The 17,257-nt window shown below is 60.1% G+C and carries 19 protein-coding genes and 2 pseudogenes; 7 read left to right on the forward strand and 14 right to left on the reverse strand.

Features of this window, described 5'->3' with window-relative positions:
- The 14 genes and pseudogenes from nifT to DH10_RS05995 all read right to left on the reverse strand — a co-directional run bounded on the left by nifT (position 1) and on the right by DH10_RS05995 (position 11,844).
- The gene (gene nifT / locus DH10_RS05930; protein WP_192246733.1) at positions 1-213 is read right to left on the reverse strand and encodes a putative nitrogen fixation protein NifT; all 213 of its coding nucleotides are present in this window, start codon (positions 211-213) and stop codon (positions 1-3) included.
- Positions 210-530 (reverse strand): nitrogen fixation protein NifZ, encoded by a 321-nt coding sequence (locus tag DH10_RS05935; protein WP_192384442.1) that lies wholly within the window; start codon positions 528-530, stop codon positions 210-212. The genes nifT and DH10_RS05935 overlap by 4 nt, the downstream gene beginning before the upstream one ends.
- Positions 531-621: 91 nt before the next feature.
- On the reverse strand, positions 622-816 hold the full coding sequence (locus tag DH10_RS05940) for a 4Fe-4S binding protein (protein WP_095492468.1): 195 nt from the start codon (positions 814-816) through the stop codon (positions 622-624).
- A 32-nt stretch (positions 817-848) separates the two neighbouring features.
- Positions 849-2,330 (reverse strand): nitrogenase cofactor biosynthesis protein NifB, encoded by a 1,482-nt coding sequence (gene nifB, locus DH10_RS05945; protein WP_192384443.1) that lies wholly within the window; start codon positions 2,328-2,330, stop codon positions 849-851.
- Between the two features lie 239 nt (positions 2,331-2,569).
- A complete protein-coding gene (nifA, locus tag DH10_RS05950) occupies positions 2,570-4,321 on the reverse strand; it encodes a nif-specific transcriptional activator NifA (protein WP_192246727.1) in 1,752 nt (583 codons plus the stop codon).
- Positions 4,322-4,504: 183 nt separating this feature from the next.
- Positions 4,505-4,804: a ferredoxin family protein gene (locus tag DH10_RS05955; protein ID WP_192384444.1), complete on the reverse strand. Its 300-nt coding sequence runs from the start codon at positions 4,802-4,804 to the stop codon at positions 4,505-4,507.
- 12 nt (positions 4,805-4,816) lie between these two features.
- Positions 4,817-6,124, reverse strand: coding sequence for an FAD-dependent oxidoreductase (locus DH10_RS05960; RefSeq protein WP_192384445.1), 1,308 nt, complete (start codon positions 6,122-6,124; stop codon positions 4,817-4,819).
- Between the two features lie 11 nt (positions 6,125-6,135).
- Positions 6,136-7,245: an electron transfer flavoprotein subunit alpha/FixB family protein gene (locus tag DH10_RS05965; RefSeq protein ID WP_192246721.1), complete on the reverse strand. Its 1,110-nt coding sequence runs from the start codon at positions 7,243-7,245 to the stop codon at positions 6,136-6,138.
- Between the two features lie 16 nt (positions 7,246-7,261).
- Positions 7,262-8,113 carry an electron transfer flavoprotein subunit beta/FixA family protein gene (locus tag DH10_RS05970; RefSeq protein ID WP_192246719.1) on the reverse strand — a complete coding sequence of 284 codons (852 nt, stop codon included), beginning with the start codon at positions 8,111-8,113 and terminating at the stop codon, positions 7,262-7,264.
- Positions 8,114-8,298: 185 nt separating this feature from the next.
- A complete protein-coding gene (gene nifW, locus DH10_RS05975) occupies positions 8,299-8,679 on the reverse strand; it encodes a nitrogenase stabilizing/protective protein NifW (RefSeq protein WP_192246717.1) in 381 nt (126 codons plus the stop codon).
- Complete coding sequence (gene nifV / locus DH10_RS05980) at positions 8,663-9,910, reverse strand: homocitrate synthase (RefSeq protein WP_192384446.1); 1,248 nt, start codon at positions 9,908-9,910, stop codon at positions 8,663-8,665. The genes nifW and nifV overlap by 17 nt, the downstream gene beginning before the upstream one ends.
- Positions 9,907-11,124, reverse strand: coding sequence for a cysteine desulfurase NifS (gene nifS, locus DH10_RS05985; RefSeq protein WP_192246891.1), 1,218 nt, complete (start codon positions 11,122-11,124; stop codon positions 9,907-9,909). Before nifS ends, nifV begins: the two co-directional genes overlap by 4 nt.
- An 11-nt stretch (positions 11,125-11,135) precedes the next feature.
- A pseudogene (locus tag DH10_RS05990) lies at positions 11,136-11,471 on the reverse strand (iron-sulfur cluster assembly scaffold protein); the annotation flags it as partial.
- A gap of 52 nt (positions 11,472-11,523) precedes the next feature.
- Positions 11,524-11,844: a HesB/IscA family protein gene (locus DH10_RS05995; RefSeq protein WP_192246713.1), complete on the reverse strand. Its 321-nt coding sequence runs from the start codon at positions 11,842-11,844 to the stop codon at positions 11,524-11,526.
- A gap of 488 nt (positions 11,845-12,332) precedes the next feature.
- On the opposite strand from DH10_RS05995, the gene DH10_RS36680 reads away from it, so the two are divergent.
- The 7 genes and pseudogenes from DH10_RS36680 to DH10_RS06025 all read left to right on the forward strand — a co-directional run bounded on the left by DH10_RS36680 (position 12,333) and on the right by DH10_RS06025 (position 16,713).
- Positions 12,333-12,545, forward strand: a complete 213-nt coding sequence (locus DH10_RS36680) for a hypothetical protein (RefSeq protein ID WP_246505980.1) — start codon at positions 12,333-12,335, stop codon at positions 12,543-12,545.
- 63 nt (positions 12,546-12,608) lie between these two features.
- Positions 12,609-13,670, forward strand: coding sequence for a hemin-degrading factor (locus DH10_RS06005; RefSeq protein WP_192384447.1), 1,062 nt, complete (start codon positions 12,609-12,611; stop codon positions 13,668-13,670).
- Positions 13,671-13,680: 10 nt separating this feature from the next.
- Positions 13,681-14,181, forward strand: coding sequence for a TroA family protein (locus DH10_RS06010; protein WP_192246710.1), 501 nt, complete (start codon positions 13,681-13,683; stop codon positions 14,179-14,181).
- A 548-nt stretch (positions 14,182-14,729) separates the two neighbouring features.
- A complete protein-coding gene (locus tag DH10_RS06015) occupies positions 14,730-15,359 on the forward strand; it encodes a hypothetical protein (RefSeq protein WP_192384448.1) in 630 nt (209 codons plus the stop codon).
- A gap of 115 nt (positions 15,360-15,474) precedes the next feature.
- Entirely contained in the window at positions 15,475-15,801 is a 327-nt protein-coding gene (locus DH10_RS06020) for a glycosyltransferase (protein WP_192384449.1), read from the forward strand.
- Between the two features lie 273 nt (positions 15,802-16,074).
- A pseudogene (locus DH10_RS38110) lies at positions 16,075-16,196 on the forward strand (6-carboxytetrahydropterin synthase); the annotation flags it as partial.
- A gap of 214 nt (positions 16,197-16,410) precedes the next feature.
- The gene (locus DH10_RS06025) at positions 16,411-16,713 is read left to right on the forward strand and encodes a DUF982 domain-containing protein (protein WP_192384450.1); all 303 of its coding nucleotides are present in this window, start codon (positions 16,411-16,413) and stop codon (positions 16,711-16,713) included.
- Positions 16,714-17,257: the final 544 nt, after the last annotated feature.

Raw genomic sequence — 17,257 nt, forward strand, 5'->3', positions numbered from 1 at the left:
TCAATCCTGATCGGAAATCTTCCTGGCCTCGACGGTGATCGGCAGACGCGTATCCCGTGGAAGCTCGGGCAGGACGAACCGCCACCCGTTCCTGAGCGTTACGGCCCCGCCCCACAAGTCTTCGTTCTCGAGCTTGACGATCGGCTCTTCGAGGTCCTTCTTGGGCACATATGCCGACAAGCCAGCACCGGTCCTGCGGATCATTATTTTCATCTTGCTGCTCCTCGCTTTGCAGTGCTTTCGGCGCTGCAAGGAACCTCGACTTTGTCGAGGCTCATAAGTTCGCGCGCTCGCATGCCGACGATCGTGCCGCGATCGACCCATTCGACCGCATAGACGAAGAACTGCTGGAGAAAGGTGCCAATATCGCGCACATAACCCTCGTCGCCCTTCCTCACGAGGTTTTCGCCGATGTCCCTGCCAGGATAGGTGCCGTCATTCTTTATGTGGCGTGTGGCACGAACCCGCTCACCCGGCATAAATCGTGGAGGCTTGCGGATTTCGACCTCCTGTTCGCGTCCGAGCCACATGGCCGTTCCTTCTTTTCTCGAGGCTGCAGGTTGTCGGCAAAGGAGGTCCAGGTGCCCTCCGGAGGCGAACCCGGCCGTGTCGGTTACGAATTCAGGCAGGAACGCAAGTCTTCGGCACCGGACATACCGAGGCGCATTGCTGGGTATCGAAGGCCTCCTTGCATTCGGTGCACTTGTCCGGATCGATCACGTACCTTTCGCCCTTGAACTTGATCGCGACGGAGGGACATTCGAACTCGCAGGCGCCGCATTGGGTGCATTGGGATGCGATGATCTTGAAAGCCATTTTAACTCCCGGTTCGATTGGAATGAGACGGCTCAGGCCGTCGCCGCCAGCGGTTGGATCCCAAACTCGGCGGCGTAAAGCGCGCTGACCGCAGTCTCGATGTAGTCATGGCCATAAGCGTCGGTTGCTCGGATTCCAGCTTCCGCGAGCTGATCCTTAGGGCAATTTCCGATCTTGGCGCACAGCACGATGTCTATGCCTTCCAGCGCGGCGATAACGCCGTCGAGGGTGGCGTTATCGCAGCGGCCGCCAAGACAATACTGCTCGACTTTGCGATGCCCGACGGAGCTGATCCCTCTCGGCGAGACTTCATAAACCTGGAATTCCTTCGCATGGCCGAAGTGTTCGTTGACGCGGCCGCCGCCCCTTGTGGCCACGGCGACGAAAAGGGACTTGCCTGAACCCGCTGCCTTGACCATTCCGATCGCCTCGCTCCTGGCCGCCACATGATCACGGCGCTCGCTCGCGACCACCTCTTGATAGGCTTCGCGCTTGCTGGGATCGTAAGTGACCTCGCCGGGAATGCTGTCGAGCGCGAATTCCTGGCCACGATCCTCGCCGAGCAGGCCGACCGCATCAGCCCGGCACTGCCGGCAATGGCGCATCAATTTGACCCCGCCTTCGAGACGATCCTGAAGGGTCTTCATCTGCTTTGCATTTGGGCCGCGCTGCCCGGTCAGGCCGAAGTGGGTACCGTGCGCCGGGTCGGAAATCAGCGGCATGACGTTGTGTAGGAAAGCGCCGCGCTCCTTGACCCATTTGTTCACCTCGATCAGATGCTCGTCGTTCACGCCGGGGATCATCACCGAATTGATTTTGGTGAGGATGCCGCGCGCGGTCAGCATCTCCAGGCCCAGCATCTGCCGCTCGTGGAGGATCCGGGCGGCTTCAATGCCGACGTAGCGGCGATGGTCGTAAAAGATCCAAGGATAGATCTTTGCGCCGACTTCAGGGTCGACCATGTTGATAGTGATTGTCACGTGATCGACATTCATGTCGGCAAGCTCGGCGACATGGTCCGGTAGCGCCAGCCCATTGGTGGAGATGCACAGCTTGATGTCGGGGATTTCCCTGGCAACTCGTTCGAACGTTGCCTTTGTCTTTTTCCAGTCGTAACAGGCGTCGCCCGGTCCGGCGATGCCGAGTACGGAAAGCTGCGGCACCTCGTTGGCGACCGCGATCACCTTGCGTAGCGCCTGGTCGGGTGTCAGCTTTTCCGAAACGACCCCAGGCCGGCTTTCGTTGGCACAGTCATATTTGCGATTGCAGTAGTTGCACTGGACGTTGCAAGCCGGGGCGACCGCGACGTGCATGCGCGCGAAATAGTGATGCGCTTCTTCCGAAAAGCAGGGGTGATCCTTGATCTTCTCCCAGACAGCCGGATTCATGTCGCCCGACTTTCCCGACAAGCCGCAGGTTGAAGATGCGCAGCCACCGGATTTCGCGGTCGCCAGCAACTGGTCGAAGGATGTCGTGCTGGTCAGGCCCTCAAGCGAAATGATGGGTGCGGACATCGAACGGCTCCGTTGCTGGTAACGTCGCAGTTCAGGGCGCAAGAGCTATGCCAGCTCAAAGAGCGGTTTTAGTTCACCAATTGGCTTTCCGTGTCGGACTCTGTCGGTTTTCTCCGGCGCAATTTTGTCCGGCTTCCGACAGTGAACAAGCGAACCGGGTCGCCAAGGGTACGGCCTCTTGGGGCACGCGGAGTGTGAGGAAGACTATTTCGGCCTGACGTTTGACGTCATCAGGACGCCTAGAATTTCTTCACCTCGATACCATGCCGGCGCAGAGCGTAGCCGACCTGCCGGGGCGTGAGGCCGAGGATACGAGCCGCCTTGGCCTGAACCCAGCCGGCCTTCTCCATCGCGTCGGTCAGGCGGTCGCGTTCCGTCAGATGCGGGCCCATTGCGGCACAAGCGGGATCGTTCGGGTGGACGACCTTGACCGGCGATACCTCGCCTTCCGAGGCACCGATGCGCCGAACCTGCATCGTGTCACGCTGGGAGAGCTCGTCGATGGCATTGCCGCCATGCGAACGGTCGGGTCCTTTCCAAAGGAGCGACGAAAGGCATTGGCTGTTCTTGCAGGCGAAATCCGATGGAGTGATCGTCCTCGAACGCGCAAGGGTAGCCGTCCTTTGCACGCAGTTTTCCAGCTCGCGGACATTGCCAGGGAAATAGCATTGCGAGATCAGATCAAGCGCCGATGGCGCGAAGGCGAGCTCGCGATGGTTCTCCTTGTTGAATCGGTCGAGGAAGGCATTCGCAAGGCGTGGAATATCGCCGGCTCGCTCTCTGAGCGGGGGCAGGATAATTGGCACAACATTGATGCGGTAATATAGGTCGGCCCTGAACTCCCCTTTTACGACGGCCGTCTCGAGATCCTTGTTGGTGGCGCATATGAGCCGGACATCGACCTGAAGCGTTCTCGTGCCGCCCACTCGCTCCAGTTCGCCTTCCTGCAGGACGCGCAACAGCTTGGCTTGAAAGGCGGGCGAAATCTCGCCGATTTCATCTAGTAGCAGCGTTCCGCCATTTGCCAATTCGAATCGACCGGCACGCTGGGAGATAGCCCCGGTGAAGGCGCCCTTTTCGTGTCCAAACAGCTCCGATTCCAGAACGCTTTCAGACAGTGCGGCGCAGTTTAATTTGACGAAAGCCTTCTTGCCCCGAGGTGAAAGCTTATGGATGGCCTGGGCAAAGAATTCCTTGCCGGTGCCGCTTTCGCCCCGCAGAAGCACGGTGGAATTAGTCCTTGCCACGACCTCTACGGTTTCGAGCACCTGCTTGAGTGTGGGACTTTCCCCGATGATCCCGTCGATTTTGACATGCCGATGTCGGGCTGGGTCGGTCCTCTCCTCGTCGAGCCATTTCTCCGGTCTCCGTTGCTCCTCGATGAACCGCTGACGATCCATACTCAGGATGTGATGGAGACGAATGGTGCGGCCGACAAGGTTGGCGACCATGGTTAGGAAGCGTACATCCTCGTCGCAGGGGGGGCTGGTCTCGCCGTCAACGACACGGTCGATCGACAATGTCCCAAGGATCTCGTGCTCAGCCTTTACCGGGATACCGATGAAGGCAATTGGGATCGTGCCGCCGCTCGCCGACGGTTGAAAGTCAGCCTGAAATAGGTCGGACTTGCTAACATCCGGTATGACGAGCGGCGCCCCCGTAGCGACGATCTGGTCTATCGCGGCTTGCGGTATGACGCGGCCAACTCCTGATTGAAGTGGGTAGGAGCTGTCGGCGGTTGCGGTGATCTCCGGCTCCATTTTAGCGTCCAGGACGACGATTGTTCCATGACGCATTTGCACAAATGAGGAGAGGGTATTCACGACATTCGCAATCGTGATCTCAAGCCGGGTGGGGGCGGTCAGGATCTTCGATACCTCGTAGATTCCTCTGAGCGAGATATCCACTTCGTGAATGGAGTTGATCCGTGGTTCAGGCAGGATGTTCCGAGGTCCTACTTCATCGACCCGATTTCGCAGTACGTGAGCCATGCAAAAACCTCAGGGGTTGTCGTCCAGGGTGTGCTCCTCCCAAGCGCCGTTTTGTATTCGAATTCCGAAACCCACACTTTTCACTAGCTTCGTTTTAATGTGAGAGGTCATTCTAGCAGCGGCTGACGTGCCGAAACTTCAGGTCCAGTACGATTCACGCTTTTGAAACGATGGGTGCGCCGGTCATCCGAACTTGAAGAGGACACCGAAACCGCCGCGTGGATAGTTCCACTCGATCTCGCCACTGGTCTCGCACAATATCCGGCAGGTCCCGCACTCCATGCAGCCGTCTGGGGTGATCTCCACTTGACCCTTGTCGTTCAGCTCATAGCATTTCGCCGGGCAGACGTGGGTCAGCGCGAGCAAGTTCGCGCTTGGCCTCTCGTGCGGTCGCACTTTGATATGCGGTCGGCCAGGATCGACCAGGTAGCGGTTCTGGAAAAGCTTGTCCTCGACACGTGACTTCGTCAATGGGATCGTCATCTCGTCTCCCCCTTAGCGCCACGCGAATGCCAGGCGGACCGCGTCGCTGACCAGCCCCCAGCGCGAGCGCGCCTTGATGAAGGCGGCCGTGGTCGCCTTTTCCTTCTCGATCTTCGGCGTGCCGTCGACACGCATGAAATTCTGCGCGGCTTGCGACATCAACCGGGGATAGGTCGTGAAGAAATTGCAGGAATTGGTGTGGAGCAAGGCCGGCATGTCTTTGTATTTCCTCAGGTCCTTGACCACGAAGGACTTGTCCAGCATGGCTTTGTAGAGGGCGAGGTTGCGTTTGGTCATAGGACCGTTGCGGCTCTTGACCTTGACGATTGCCTCAGCCGCGATGCGGCCGGAGGTCATGGCGAGGTTCGAACCCTCGCGGTGAACGGCGTTATTCAGTTGCGCGGCATCGCCCACCACGACCCAACCATCGCCGAAGAGCTGCGGAATCGCCTTGTAGCCGCCTTCGGGAATGAGATGCGCGGCATATTCTTTCACCTCCGAGCCAGCGATCAGCGGCCGGATCGAAGGATGGTTTTTTAAGGCATCGAGCAGGACGTAAGGGCTCTCCATCATCACGGCCAAATCGGAGACGAGGCAGCCAATGCCCAGTGAGATCGACTCCTTGTTCGTGTAGAGGAAGCCGAGCCCGGCCATGCCGCGGGAAGTCGTGCCAACCGCCTCGATCACGCAGCCTTCATCGCCCTTGAGGCCGAACCGCTGCTCAATGACCTCTTCGGGCAGGAAATGCATTTCCTTGACAGCGAGCGCCAAGGTTTGCGGCTTCGGCATCTCGCGCAGGCCGGCCCGCGTGCCAAGCAGCCCGGACACACCTTCTGCGAGAACGACCACGTCGGCGAAGATCGCTCCGCCGGCCCGGTCTGTGCGGACACCGACCACCTTGTCCTTGGCATCACGGACGAGTTCCGTCACGGTCGTCTCGCACAGAACCGTCCCGCCGGCCTCGCGCACCTTGCGCGAAAACCATTTATCGAACTGGGCACGGATGATCGTATAGCGGTTGGGCTTCGCCTCATTGAAGTCGTCTGACCGATATTGAATCCCGGTGTGGGACGTATCGTCCATCACCCAAAGCCGCTGTTCAACCAAATGCCGCTCGAGCGGTGCATCATCCCGGAAATCCGGGATGATCTTCTCCAGCATGTTCGCGTACATGATGGCACCCTGGACATTCTTGGAGCCCGGATATTCACCGCGCTCCAACTGCAGCACCTTCAGGCCTTGGCTTGCCATGGTGTAAGCAGCAGCGTTCCCGGACATGCCGGCCCCGATGACAATGGCGTCGAATTTTTCTTCGATCATGTCCATCTCCCTTAGCTCGCAAGCTTATCGCGATTGTGCGGCGACAGCCGCCGCGTGAAGGCTTCCGTCAGTGCGGGCAGGAACCGGATCGCATCAGTGACGATCCCGAGGTGGGCGAAATCGAAAATCGGCGCGTTCGGGTCGGCGTTGATGGCCACGATGAGATCGGCCCCCTCGACGCCAACCCGGTGCTGGATCGCACCGGAAATCCCCGCCGCTATGTAAAGCTTCGGCCGGATGGTCTTGCCAGTTTGGCCGATCTGCCGATCAGCCGCCACCCAGCCCTTCTGGACCATCGGGCGCGAACAGCCATATTCGGCGCCGAGCGCTCGCGCGAGATTCTTCACAAGCTGCAAGTTCTCCGCCGCGCCGAGACCCAGACCTCCCGCGACCACGACGTCGGCATAGGCGAGATTGGCCTTTGCCGACTGGCTATCCGACAGGAAACCGAGGACTTTGGTGACGATCTCGTCCTCGGTGATCGACAGCTTGTGCTGGATGACACGCCCGACCGGCTTATCCGCCCGCTGCGGCATGGGCATGACCCTCGGTCGCACCGTCGCCATCTGCGGCCGATAGTTGAGCGTATAGATCGTGCATAACAAGGAACCGCCGAAAGTCGGACGGGTCGCGGCGAGCGAACCGTCGGTATCCACGTCGAGCTCGGTGCAGTCGGCCGTGAGCCCTGTCTGCAAAGTCGTCGCCACGGAGCCGGCAAGATCCCTGCCGAGTGTGGTCGCACCGAGAAGAAGAATCTCGGGTTTGTGGGTAGCGACCAGATCCGTCATCGCCTTGGTGAAAGGCTCGTTCCGATAGTCGGCGAGCAGTGGCGCCTCGACGATGTAGACAAGGTCGGCGCCATAAGCGAAGGCTTCGGCAATGGCGTTCCCGATGGCCTCTCCGGGCGGGCCGAGCACGACGCCAGCAAGCTGGACCTCAAGCTTGTCGGCCAGCTTGCGGCCTTCGCCGAGCAGCTCGAATGATACCGGATGGACTTGGCCGCGTTCGAGCTCGATGAACACCCAGACGTGCCGGTAGTCCTTGAAATGGTCGGGCAGTTCCTTCTTTATGCCGGCACGGCCGGCGGCAGGGCGAGGGGTTTCTCGGTTCACGGTCGACATTGTCTGCTCCTGGTCCTCACGCGCCGCTGTTGAAGGCGAGCTCATGTTCCAGCGCCGGCTGGCGGGTGAAGATTGCTGCGATGAGTTCGTCAGCGGTATCGCGCAACGTCTTCTCCGCGGTGTCGATTTGCACCGCCTTTTCCGCCCGCGCAGCAGGAGCGAAAACGCGCTTGACGACCGTCGGCGAGCCGCGCAGGCCGCATCTGGTGAGGTCCTCAATGCCGGCGTCGGCGGCACTCCACTTCATGACCTTACTGCGCGCGGCGCACAGGGCGTCCTCGATCGAGCCCCGGCGGATCTCGTTTGTGCCTTCCAGCATGGTGATGAGGCAAGGGAGCCTGCTCTTCAGCATCTGCGTGCCGCCTTCGGAGCGGCGCTCGACCTTGATCTCGCGCGCAGCGAGATCGATAGAGGCGATCTTCGCGACATAGGTGAGTTGCAAGAGATCAAGGCGCGTGGCTATGCCGGGCCCGACTTGGGCGGTGTCGCCATCGATCGTCTGCTTGCCGGTGAAGACGATGTCTGGCGCGCCGAATGTCTCGCCAACCTTCGCGATTGCCTGAGAAAGAGCGAATGAAGTCGCCAGCGTGTCGGAGCCGGCAAAATAGCGGTCGGTCAAGAGCACCGCACGGTCGGCGCCGTAACCGAGCGCCTTGCGTAGCGCGTCCTCTGCCATGGGCGGACCCATAGTGAGCACAGTGACCTCGCCGCCATAGGCGTCGCGCAGTCTGAGTGCTTCTTCGAGGGCGAACAGGTCGTAAGGGTTGATGATGGTCGGCACACCCTGGCGCATGATCGTGTTCGTCACCGGATGGACCCGTATCTGTGCCGAGTCCGGCACCTGCTTGATGCAGATTACGATGTGCATTGGCCGTTTCTCTAGGCTCCCATCCGGATGCGGGCTTGGCGGTTCATCTTCTCGGCCGCATCATTTGTGCCAACTGTTTTGCGTGCCCCTTTTTCCAGAAATTCGATTGGTTGCTTCTGATGGCGCCGTCGTGATGTTCGGATTTGTCGGCTTCTCGACATTGTCGCGTCGCAACCGTGTCGCGCTCATTCCTTTCCGAACCGCTTCAGGACGGAGTCGAACGGGACGAAGGTGCGGCCCGGCGTGGCGGGTTTGTTCGGATCGTGATCTTTGAGCACCTTGAAGACCCGGTGCGTGAGCGGCGAGGAAATCGCGAAGTCCTCGTAGGCGCGTTCCAGCGTGGCGCGCACCCGCGCGGCGATTACCTGGTCAGGCAGACCGGAGAAATCTTCTTCGGCAAGGTATTGGCCCACGCGCTTCATGATATGGAGCCGTGAGACATTCAGCACTTTCGGGTCATAGGAGACGCCAAGGACTGCGAAGAATTCCTCCGCAGCCGACAGGCCCTTCAGTCGTGCGAGGATGTCAGTGGCATCGATGGGGCGGCTGTCAGCGGAACAATTCATTGCATTCTCCCTGGTCGGAAAACTGTGGTGTCGGTGCGTTCGTCGCAGGGCTGACCTGCGCGCAATCCGCGGTTGGAGCAATGAAATGGGCTGAACCAGCGAGGCATGCCTGGCTGGTCATTTTATCGTAGAGCTCGACCAATTGAGTTGCGGTGACGGTCGATTTTGTTTCGGCCGCCTTCCGGCGGACGCGGGACACCATAGCGGCTGCCAGATCCGGGTCGAGATCGCGGCCGTTTTCGCTCAGCACATGGGCAATCGCCGTGACGCCGGAATGCCTGCCGATGACGATACGCCGGCGGCGGCCCACGAGAGCCGGGTCGAGCCCCTGATAGCTACGCGAGTCCTTCAGCAGCCCTGCGACGTGGATGCCGGATTCGTGGGTGAAAACATCGGCGCCGACGACCGGCTTGATGGCTGCTGTCGGCCGGCGAGCGGCCCGCGCCACATGGGCGGCGAGGTCGGGCAATGCGCTCAGGTCGATGCCGGTATCTGTGCCGTCGAGGACGGTCAACGCGGTGGCTACTTCTTCCAGCGCGGCATTGCCGGCGCGCTCGCCGAGCCCGAGGACGGTGACGGACGCGTGGCGCGCACCGGCGCGGATGGCGGCCAGCGTGTTGGCGGTAGCGAGGCCGAGATCGTTGTGGCCATGAAATTCGAGGTCGATGGGAGACTGCGCCGCGACCCGGGCGACAATTTCGAAGGTCGAAAAGGGGTCGAGAGCGCTGACCGTGTCAGCCAGCCTGACGCGGCTTGCGCCGGCGCGCGCGGCCGTCTCGATGACTCGCGCGAGATGATCCCGATCGGCGCGCGAGGCATCCTCGCAACCCACGGCAACGAAAAGGCCGCGGGCGGCTGCGCACCCGACCATATGCTCGATGATCTGGAGCGCTGCCGTCTGATCGAGGCCGAGCTTGGCGGCGAGTTGGATGTCCGACGCAGGCAGCGACAGATTGACGGCTGTGACGCCGCTCTCGATTGCCGCCTCGAGATCCTGCGATCTCATCCGGCACCAGGCGGTGAGCCGAACCGGGAGACGCCTCGCGACCACGGCGCGAATTGTTTCGATCTCGTCGCCGCCCATGGCCGGGGTGCCGATCTCGATCTCTGGGACGCCGGCCGCGGCAAGAGACTCTGCGAGCTCCAGCTTTTCCGCCGTCGCAAAGGCGACGCCGGGTGCCTGCTCGCCATCGCGCAAGGTCGTATCGTTGAGAAAGACCTGACGGTTCATGAGCGACTACCGGTTCCTCCGGCGCCGGGGCATAGACCCGATTGAAGGTCTTCGGCACTTCGCTTGCCCGGCCCAGAATTGCGAACGCCACGCAGCCTCTCCACGATTGCGGGCATGACCTCAAGCACCCGGTCGACGTCCTCTTCGCCGTTGTCGCGCGCGAAGGAAAAGCGGACGACCCCGTGTGGCATGTTCATGGCCCTCAAGACATGGCTCGGCTCCAGGCAGCCGGAGCTACAGGCGGAGCCGGCCGAACAGGCGATGCCCACGCGGCTGAGGAGAATTGGGATTGCATCGCCTTGGATATATTCGAAGGCGATGTTTGCGGTGTTCGGCAACCGCTCCAGCGGATCGCCAGTGACGAAGGTGTTCGGGATGCGCTGGACAACCCCGTTCTCAAGGCGGTCGCGGAGCGACTTTACCCGTGTGGTCTCGTCATCCATGAATTTCGAGGCGAGTTCTGCCGCCACGCCGAGCCCGACTATGCCGGGCGTGTTCTCGGTGCCCGCGCGCCGGTCGTACTCTTGGTGACCCCCCTTGATCAGCGAGCAGAAGCGCACGCCACGCTTTAGATAGAGTGCTCCGATCCCTTTCGGGCCATGCAGCTTGTGGCCGGAGAGCGACAGCATGTCGACTGCGGTCGATTTCAAGTCCATCGGAAGCTTGCCGACCGCCTGTACGGCATCGGTATGGAAAAGGGCGCCAACTTCCTTGGCCATCTCAGCAAGCTGGGCCACGGGGAAGATCGTACCGGTCTCGTTGTTCGCCCACATGATCGAGACGATTGCCACCCGTGGGGTGAGGGTGGCCCTGTAGGCGTCGAGGTCGAGCCGGCCGTGGCGATCCACTGGAATTCTGTGCACCTTGACGCCGCGCGTCTTCTCAAGATGCGCGCAGAGCGCCAGCACGGCCGGATGCTCGACGGCGGAAGTCACGATCTCTGTTCGGTTAGGCATCTCCTCGAGCGCCGAAAGAATCGCTGCATTGTCGCTTTCCGTCCCGCCCGAGGTGAAGGTGATCTCATCGTCGAATTCCGCGCCGATCAGCGCTTGCAACTGCTGTCGCGCCTTTCTCACCGCTGCACCAACTGAGGCGCCAAAACCGTGCGTCGACGAAGGGTTGCCGAACTGATTCGTAAAGAACGGCAACATCGCTTGAACGACCTCCGGATCGACCCGTGTCGTCGCGTTGTTGTCAAGATAGACAGTCCTCATGTGTGCGATCCTCAGTTGGCCGGAACGATGCGAAGCGCCAGGCCGCTCGCATTGAGCCTCCGGCACTTGCCGTTGCTGGTGACGCAGGCGCCCTGGCAGACGCCGACGGTTTGACGTAGGCCCGGTCGCCGCCGACATTCACAGTGCCCGCGCCAGCGTCTTCGATCAGTCAAATTTGCTGCAGCGTCGCCGCGGCCGAAGGTCTGGAATTCTGCGGCTTTGAACGTTTCCGTCACCGGATCGGTGCTGATCATTTCAAGCGCATTGCCGCAGGCGATCGCGCCGACCGCACAGGCTGCATTGGCCGTTTCCAGAACGCCAGCATTCTTCGGCCTGAAGGAGTATTCCTTGACCTTGTCCCGCTATAGTCCAACATGGCCTTCTCGAAATCTGAGGCGATCAACTGAAAGACTTGCCGCAGTCGCACTTCCCCCGCGCGTTGGGGTTGTCGAAGACAAAGCCGGAGGATTCGAGTCCGGTTACGAAATCGACGGTCGTGCCGGCGACATGGGGTTGAGAGCCTGCGTCCACGAACAGTTTGACCCCGTCGGTCTCGATGATCGCGTCGCCCTCGCGCGAGACGCTCTCCAGGCCCATTGAGTATTTGAAGCCGGCGCAGCCGCCGGCCTGGACCATGATGCGAAAGCCTTCCGCCGGCTCGCTGGCGCGGGAAAGAGCGGTCTTGACGGCGGCAACAGCGTTGTCGGTGAGCGTAATCATGGTTCGATTTCTCCTCAGTCCGTGACGGTTTGCAGATCACCCCGCATGGACCGTGCCAATGGAAAAAACCGTTTCAAAACAGCGCGATCTCTCTAACACTGCGATGAATCTTTGTGCGCCATTGCTGGGAAGACGTCGGGCAGCCGACACGTACTGTCGCGTTTGTCGAGTCCGCGACATGGGACTGCTCGGCCTGAGTTCCTGCTCCACTCTGACGTAAACCATTGAATAGCATGCAGAGATTTTTTCTGAGCTTGCTTCGGCGCAATTGGCACGACTTTTGAAGCTCCCTTGGGCGAGGCGGCAACAACCGCCGGCCGATAATCGTCTCGCGGGCGTCCCCTCGCGACGGATGGAACGAAGGAAGGAAAGCAACATGTCAGGTCTGGATCAGATCCGCTTTCTATGGGAAAGCAGCATCGCCCGCGAAATCCGAATGCCCCATCGGCCGATTGGCGTCGACACCCACAATCGCTCATCACCGCCTGGTGGCCATTGACCGGCTTGAGATCGCATTCGACCGGCATTTGCCGGTCAGTGTCATTGCGTTTCGCCATTCAGGCGGCACGCCCGGTTTCAAGGGGATGCCGACGGCGATGCGCACGCTCTCCAGCAACACTCTGTTCCTGGGCGAGCACGTGATCGGGATCGAGCATTACGGCGCGCTCTGTCGGCTGAAGATCACCCGGCAGGGCAGCTGATCCTCAACAAGCGGGCGGATCAGCGACGCAAGTGTGCAGACAGAAGGCAGACAGGTGGACGACATGGACCAGCGCGTGAAACGCTCGCCGGCCGAAATCCGGCGGGCGCGGGAAGACATGCCGAATATACGCGAGCACGATCTCGCCGCCCAGTTGGGCATTTCGGAAGCGGAACTGGTTGCGGCGCATTGCGGTTTCGGCGCGGTGCGCATCGAGCCCCGCGTCAATGATCTGCTGACCGGCCTTGAAGCGGTCGGCGAGGTGATGGCGCTGACCCGCAATGAAAGTGCCGTGCACGAGAAGATCGGCGTCTACGACAACGTGGTCACCGGCAACCAGCATGCCATGGTGCTCGGCGACGACATCGACCTGCGCATCTTCCCGGAAGCGTGGGCTTATGGCTTCGCCGTCGAGAAGCGCGATGGCGGCAACATCCGCCGCAGCCTGCAGTTCTTCGATTCCACCGGCGAGGCGGTGCACAGGGTGCATCTCAGGCCCGCCTCAAACCTCTATGCCTACCAGAAGCTGGTGGCGGAATTCGAATCCTCAAACCAGGAGCCGATCGTGTCGGCTCGGGCGAGCGGAATCGATGAGGACGCAGGGGTTCCGGACCAAGCGGCCACGGTCGAGGACCTGCGCGAGCACTGGAGCCGGCTGACGGACGTGCATCAGTTCTTCGGCATGTTGAAGACGCTGGAGCTCAGCCGCTGCCAGGCGATGCGCATGGTCGGCCAGGACTACGCCTGGCTGCTCGACAACGATGCCGTTGGCGCCATGTTCGAACACGCGGCCGATGGCGAGATGCCGATCATGTGCTTTGTCGGCAATCGTGGCTGCATCCAGATCCATTCCGGCCCGATCAAGTCGGTCAAGCCGATAGGGTTCAGGATCAATGTCCTCGACGAGACCTTCCACCTGCATCTCAGGACCAACCACATCCGCGAGGTCTGGGCCGTGCGCAAGCCGACCAGGGACGGCCACGTCACGTCACTCGAAGCCTATGGCGCCGACGGCAAGATGATCATCCAGTTCTTCGGCACGCGCCAGGAAGGCGAACGCGAGCGCGGCGACTGGCGGTTCCTGGTCGAGAACCTGCCGCGCATTCCCAACCCGTCCGCCGCGTGAGGTAAGACCAATGCGTATTGCTTTTCATTTCCACTCAGTGCTCGCGCCGATGCTCGGCGTTCTGCTGTCCGCCGCTTCGTCCGCCGAGGCCAATGAGGGCGTAGCTGTTTTTTCCGATCCGTCACGGATCGCTGGATCGGGGGCTCCATCACCGAGATCGTCTACGCTTGGCGAGGAAAGTCATCTCATCGCTCGCAATTCGACGAGCTACTATCTGAAAGCCGCGCTGAAGGTGACCGATGTCGCCTACATGCGTCAGCTGTCGGCGGAGGGTGTTCTGTCGGTCAATCCGTCCAACATGTTGGCCTTGCACGGCAGCGGCGCGAAGGAAGCGGTCGATCTGTTGGCGAAATCGAACGGGCCCTTCATCGAGCTGCCGGGGCACCACCGCCATAAAGGCATCCTTGAAAGATCCGCGTCGGAGGAAGGCAAAAGCGCCTCACACGGATCAGGAACGGGATCGACTTGGATCAAGAGTGGATTCGCCACCGATACAAGGCCGCAAGGCTAGGGCTATGCTTCGCTCAAGCAGCGCCCCCAAAGTACTGAACTCTTCGTTGGGCCATTCCTTGCTTGTGAAGGTCTGGAGGCCACACAGAGACGTCAGAGGCCACCTATCCGGCGATGGTGCTGTCGCTAGATCAAGAGCTGTTCTCACAGACAGGTCAAGTGCGAACAGAGGATGACGAAAAGGAGACTTTTATGACTGAAGCAACACTCGTTACAGGCAGCCGTGACGTGTCAAGCATCGCGGCTGTCCAGCAATCGCCATCAATTGACGACAAACCCGCCACAGGTGCTCCGCACGGACCCAAGAGGACGGGTTCATCCAAGACGCCTTGCGTTACCTGAAGCGAAACTTTTTAGAAGGAGCGCGTCGAATTGCTCGACCCCAGATCGGCGGAGCCGTTCGGCCGAGTACTCAGCTGAGAACGAGGGGCACGGGCCACGCATACCTCGCTTTCCTGGAGGACTACAGAACAGTCTACGGGGAAGAGCCGCCCCCACCGTATTGGCCCAAGCCGAAGCGCTTACCATGCCGGAAGCGACCTGGGTCGATTGAGGAAGGTTGCCGATTTAGGGCCACTCTATGACCTTAGCGTCGGCAAGCCGTGTGATGGCGAGCAAAAAGCAGGATGCGGTGCAGATTGTCTTGGATGCGGGCGTCAGACGCGCCTCAAGCTGCCGAATCTCAAGCTTTCCCGCGAAGCCAGCAACCGTCGCATCTATGCTGGAGGCCGATCCCATTTGCCGAAATCCGTAGCCCATACTGTTGGCGTTCGAGATGAAGGTTACCGTATGGCCAGCGGTCACAAGATCGGTTGCCGCTATCCAAGTTGCCTTGGAAACGCCCCCCTGGATAGGAGGCATCTTTCCGAACATCAAAATATGCGCGAAAGTCTGGTCCAAGCTCGCGGCAGGAGGCTCGATGATTCCTTCTGGGAGCCTACTCGATTTGACTTTGAGGCACTTGTCGAAGAGGCGGAGGCTTTCTTCAGCAACTACGGTTTCGAACGCGACTTCCTGAAGATGCTGACCGATTGGAATAGGGAAGGGTTGAGGTGCTCAGATCCGATTGTCGGCAGTTACGGGAAGATCGGGATAGTCCTCCTAATTGATGCGCTGGACCTCCTCGCGGATTCGAAACCTCCCGGTCGCCTATCGTGCGCTGTGGAGTGCCGTGCCTGATCGCTTTGCTCATGCATTCAACCACCTTGCGTCAAAGAAACGACTGCGGGGTCGAACGATCATTCTGCCACCGCTTCCTCCGTGGGAAGTTTCGGCTTTCATAAGGTCCTGCTCGGTGATCACGTTCCTGGAAAACAATTTTCCAATCGCGTTTCATGGGCCTCAGATTCCGCGTGAGGTGCTGGCATGTGGCACACCGCTGATATTGAGCGGTGAGATTTGTTCGAAGGTGTCTTTCGCCGCCGAGCTGGCGGATCGGACAAACGTCCTGCGCGCCCAAGACCCCAACAATGTGGCCGAGTTGGCGTCGGTCTTAGAGCTGGCAATTACAGATCGCGAAATGCGAGCGAGCCTCTCACATCACGGAAAGACTCTTTCGCGCACAATAGAATCGACCGCCCTTCCGCATGATCCACTGATTGATGTGATAAGATCCATGTAAATTCTCGATTAGACACTATCCAAACATACCTGACGCAGACGTTGATGCCTTCGACTGCAGTTTGTGCATGGACCGCGTCAGAGATGCATCTCGATGTTCTTGCTTCCCTTCCTGGAGCGATGAAGCTGCGATTTGCCTCCAAGACTGTCGAGCGGATAGCCCGAGGACAAGGATGGAGCGCCCGAGCTTTTTGAAGGCCTCGCATTTAAGAACCTTTTATTCCGGCCGATGGACGGGCCTGAACGCGAGGCGAATACCGCGGCCGCAGTCGCCTTGCCCACCCACGCTGGAACACCGGCTTTCACATTCGAGGCAGCGTAATGTTTTCGCGGGTACCCGAAACCCATCGCTGCCGTCGGGCGCACGGCCACTCATACCGTGTGGAACTTTGTCTAGTGGTGTGGGTCGTTTTCTAAAGTGTCATGGTGGGAGCGGGCATCCCTTTGCGATGAGCTTGGCTCATTCCAGGTGAAGTCGGTGACGGCGCGAAGGCTGAGGATGAGCATCGAGCGTGCTTTCCACCGTCATCGGCATGACATCACGTTCTGCGATGGTTGCTGAAGCGGCCTTCTCAGAATATTGAGCCGTTCAAAAAATTCGAGGGATTTGATGAACGCCACCACATTCAGCAGCCCCGTTTTCGTCAAGGACGGGAATTGCATTGTGCGAGAAATTGTCAGCATCGATGGCGCCATTGATTTTCTCGAAGAATGGCCCGAAAGCCGTCGAGATTTGATCCACAAGACTGCACTCAAAGCGTGCTACGATGCGCACGACGGCTACAAGCCGGTCAGCGTGGTCCGTCAGGCGTTCATCAGCTTCGCCAAGCGGGCTTGCATACTGGAAGACCCGGCTGCTGTAATGCCTTGGATCTCACCCTCTAAATCGGGCAGTGAAACGGAAGCGGTATAGGCTCATTAAGATCAGCGGTGCCGCACCAGGTCGAAAATCCGCGAAACAGGGCAACCGCGGCGGGCAGACTGTCCCGATCTATATCCGACGCCGGCAAACTTGGCCGAGAGGCGTTTTTTGGCGCCGGGAGTTGGGTGGAGGAAAAGGGATCGCGTGAAGGAAGTGCACGGCGTTGCCGATTGGCATCAAATAGGCATCTATGCCGGATGCAGTGCCCGCTCGACGCCGTTCGCGCTTGGGCCACCCAGGGCGACCAAGGCCTAAGTCGAGGAACTCATCGGAAAGCAACCTAAGCTACTCGTCGTCTCCGCCTTTCACCGCGATGAGACCCGCGACCTTCAGCCTGTCTTTGGGCTAGCCGAGCAGCAGACCGAGGATCGAGCCAATAAGGATGGCGAAGGGCTAGCTGCTAGCTGGACATACTGGCGTCGTTGCTGGGTCGCGTGATGCCAACCCTTCCAGGCGTGTAAGGGGCCGACCACACTGTTCGTCGGTGGCTACGTGTCGGACATGCAGTGACCGGCTGACCGGTTACGCGCTAGTC

Source organism: Mesorhizobium silamurunense, assembly GCF_014843825.1.
Taxonomy (GTDB): domain Bacteria; phylum Pseudomonadota; class Alphaproteobacteria; order Rhizobiales; family Rhizobiaceae; genus Mesorhizobium; species Mesorhizobium silamurunense.

What these genes read in the sequence shown, in the direction of transcription:
- nifT (WP_192246733.1), bottom strand. Translation starts at nt 213, where the DNA reads ATGAAAATAATGATCCGCAGGACCGGTGCTGGCTTGTCGGCATATGTG.
- DH10_RS05935 (WP_192384442.1), bottom strand. Translation starts at nt 530, where the DNA reads ATGTGGCTCGGACGCGAACAGGAGGTCGAAATCCGCAAGCCTCCACGA.
- DH10_RS05940 (WP_095492468.1), bottom strand. Translation starts at nt 816, where the DNA reads ATGGCTTTCAAGATCATCGCATCCCAATGCACCCAATGCGGCGCCTGC.
- nifB (WP_192384443.1), bottom strand. Translation starts at nt 2,330, where the DNA reads ATGTCCGCACCCATCATTTCGCTTGAGGGCCTGACCAGCACGACATCC.
- nifA (WP_192246727.1), bottom strand. Translation starts at nt 4,321, where the DNA reads ATGGCTCACGTACTGCGAAATCGGGTCGATGAAGTAGGACCTCGGAAC.
- DH10_RS05955 (WP_192384444.1), bottom strand. Translation starts at nt 4,804, where the DNA reads ATGACGATCCCATTGACGAAGTCACGTGTCGAGGACAAGCTTTTCCAG.
- DH10_RS05960 (WP_192384445.1), bottom strand. Translation starts at nt 6,124, where the DNA reads ATGATCGAAGAAAAATTCGACGCCATTGTCATCGGGGCCGGCATGTCC.
- DH10_RS05965 (WP_192246721.1), bottom strand. Translation starts at nt 7,245, where the DNA reads ATGTCGACCGTGAACCGAGAAACCCCTCGCCCTGCCGCCGGCCGTGCC.
- DH10_RS05970 (WP_192246719.1), bottom strand. Translation starts at nt 8,113, where the DNA reads ATGCACATCGTAATCTGCATCAAGCAGGTGCCGGACTCGGCACAGATA.
- nifW (WP_192246717.1), bottom strand. Translation starts at nt 8,679, where the DNA reads ATGAATTGTTCCGCTGACAGCCGCCCCATCGATGCCACTGACATCCTC.
- nifV (WP_192384446.1), bottom strand. Translation starts at nt 9,910, where the DNA reads ATGAACCGTCAGGTCTTTCTCAACGATACGACCTTGCGCGATGGCGAG.
- nifS (WP_192246891.1), bottom strand. Translation starts at nt 11,124, where the DNA reads ATGAGGACTGTCTATCTTGACAACAACGCGACGACACGGGTCGATCCG.
- DH10_RS05995 (WP_192246713.1), bottom strand. Translation starts at nt 11,844, where the DNA reads ATGATTACGCTCACCGACAACGCTGTTGCCGCCGTCAAGACCGCTCTT.
- DH10_RS06005 (WP_192384447.1), top strand. Translation starts at nt 12,609, where the DNA reads ATGGACCAGCGCGTGAAACGCTCGCCGGCCGAAATCCGGCGGGCGCGG.
- DH10_RS06010 (WP_192246710.1), top strand. Translation starts at nt 13,681, where the DNA reads ATGCGTATTGCTTTTCATTTCCACTCAGTGCTCGCGCCGATGCTCGGC.
- DH10_RS06025 (WP_192384450.1), top strand. Translation starts at nt 16,411, where the DNA reads ATGAACGCCACCACATTCAGCAGCCCCGTTTTCGTCAAGGACGGGAAT.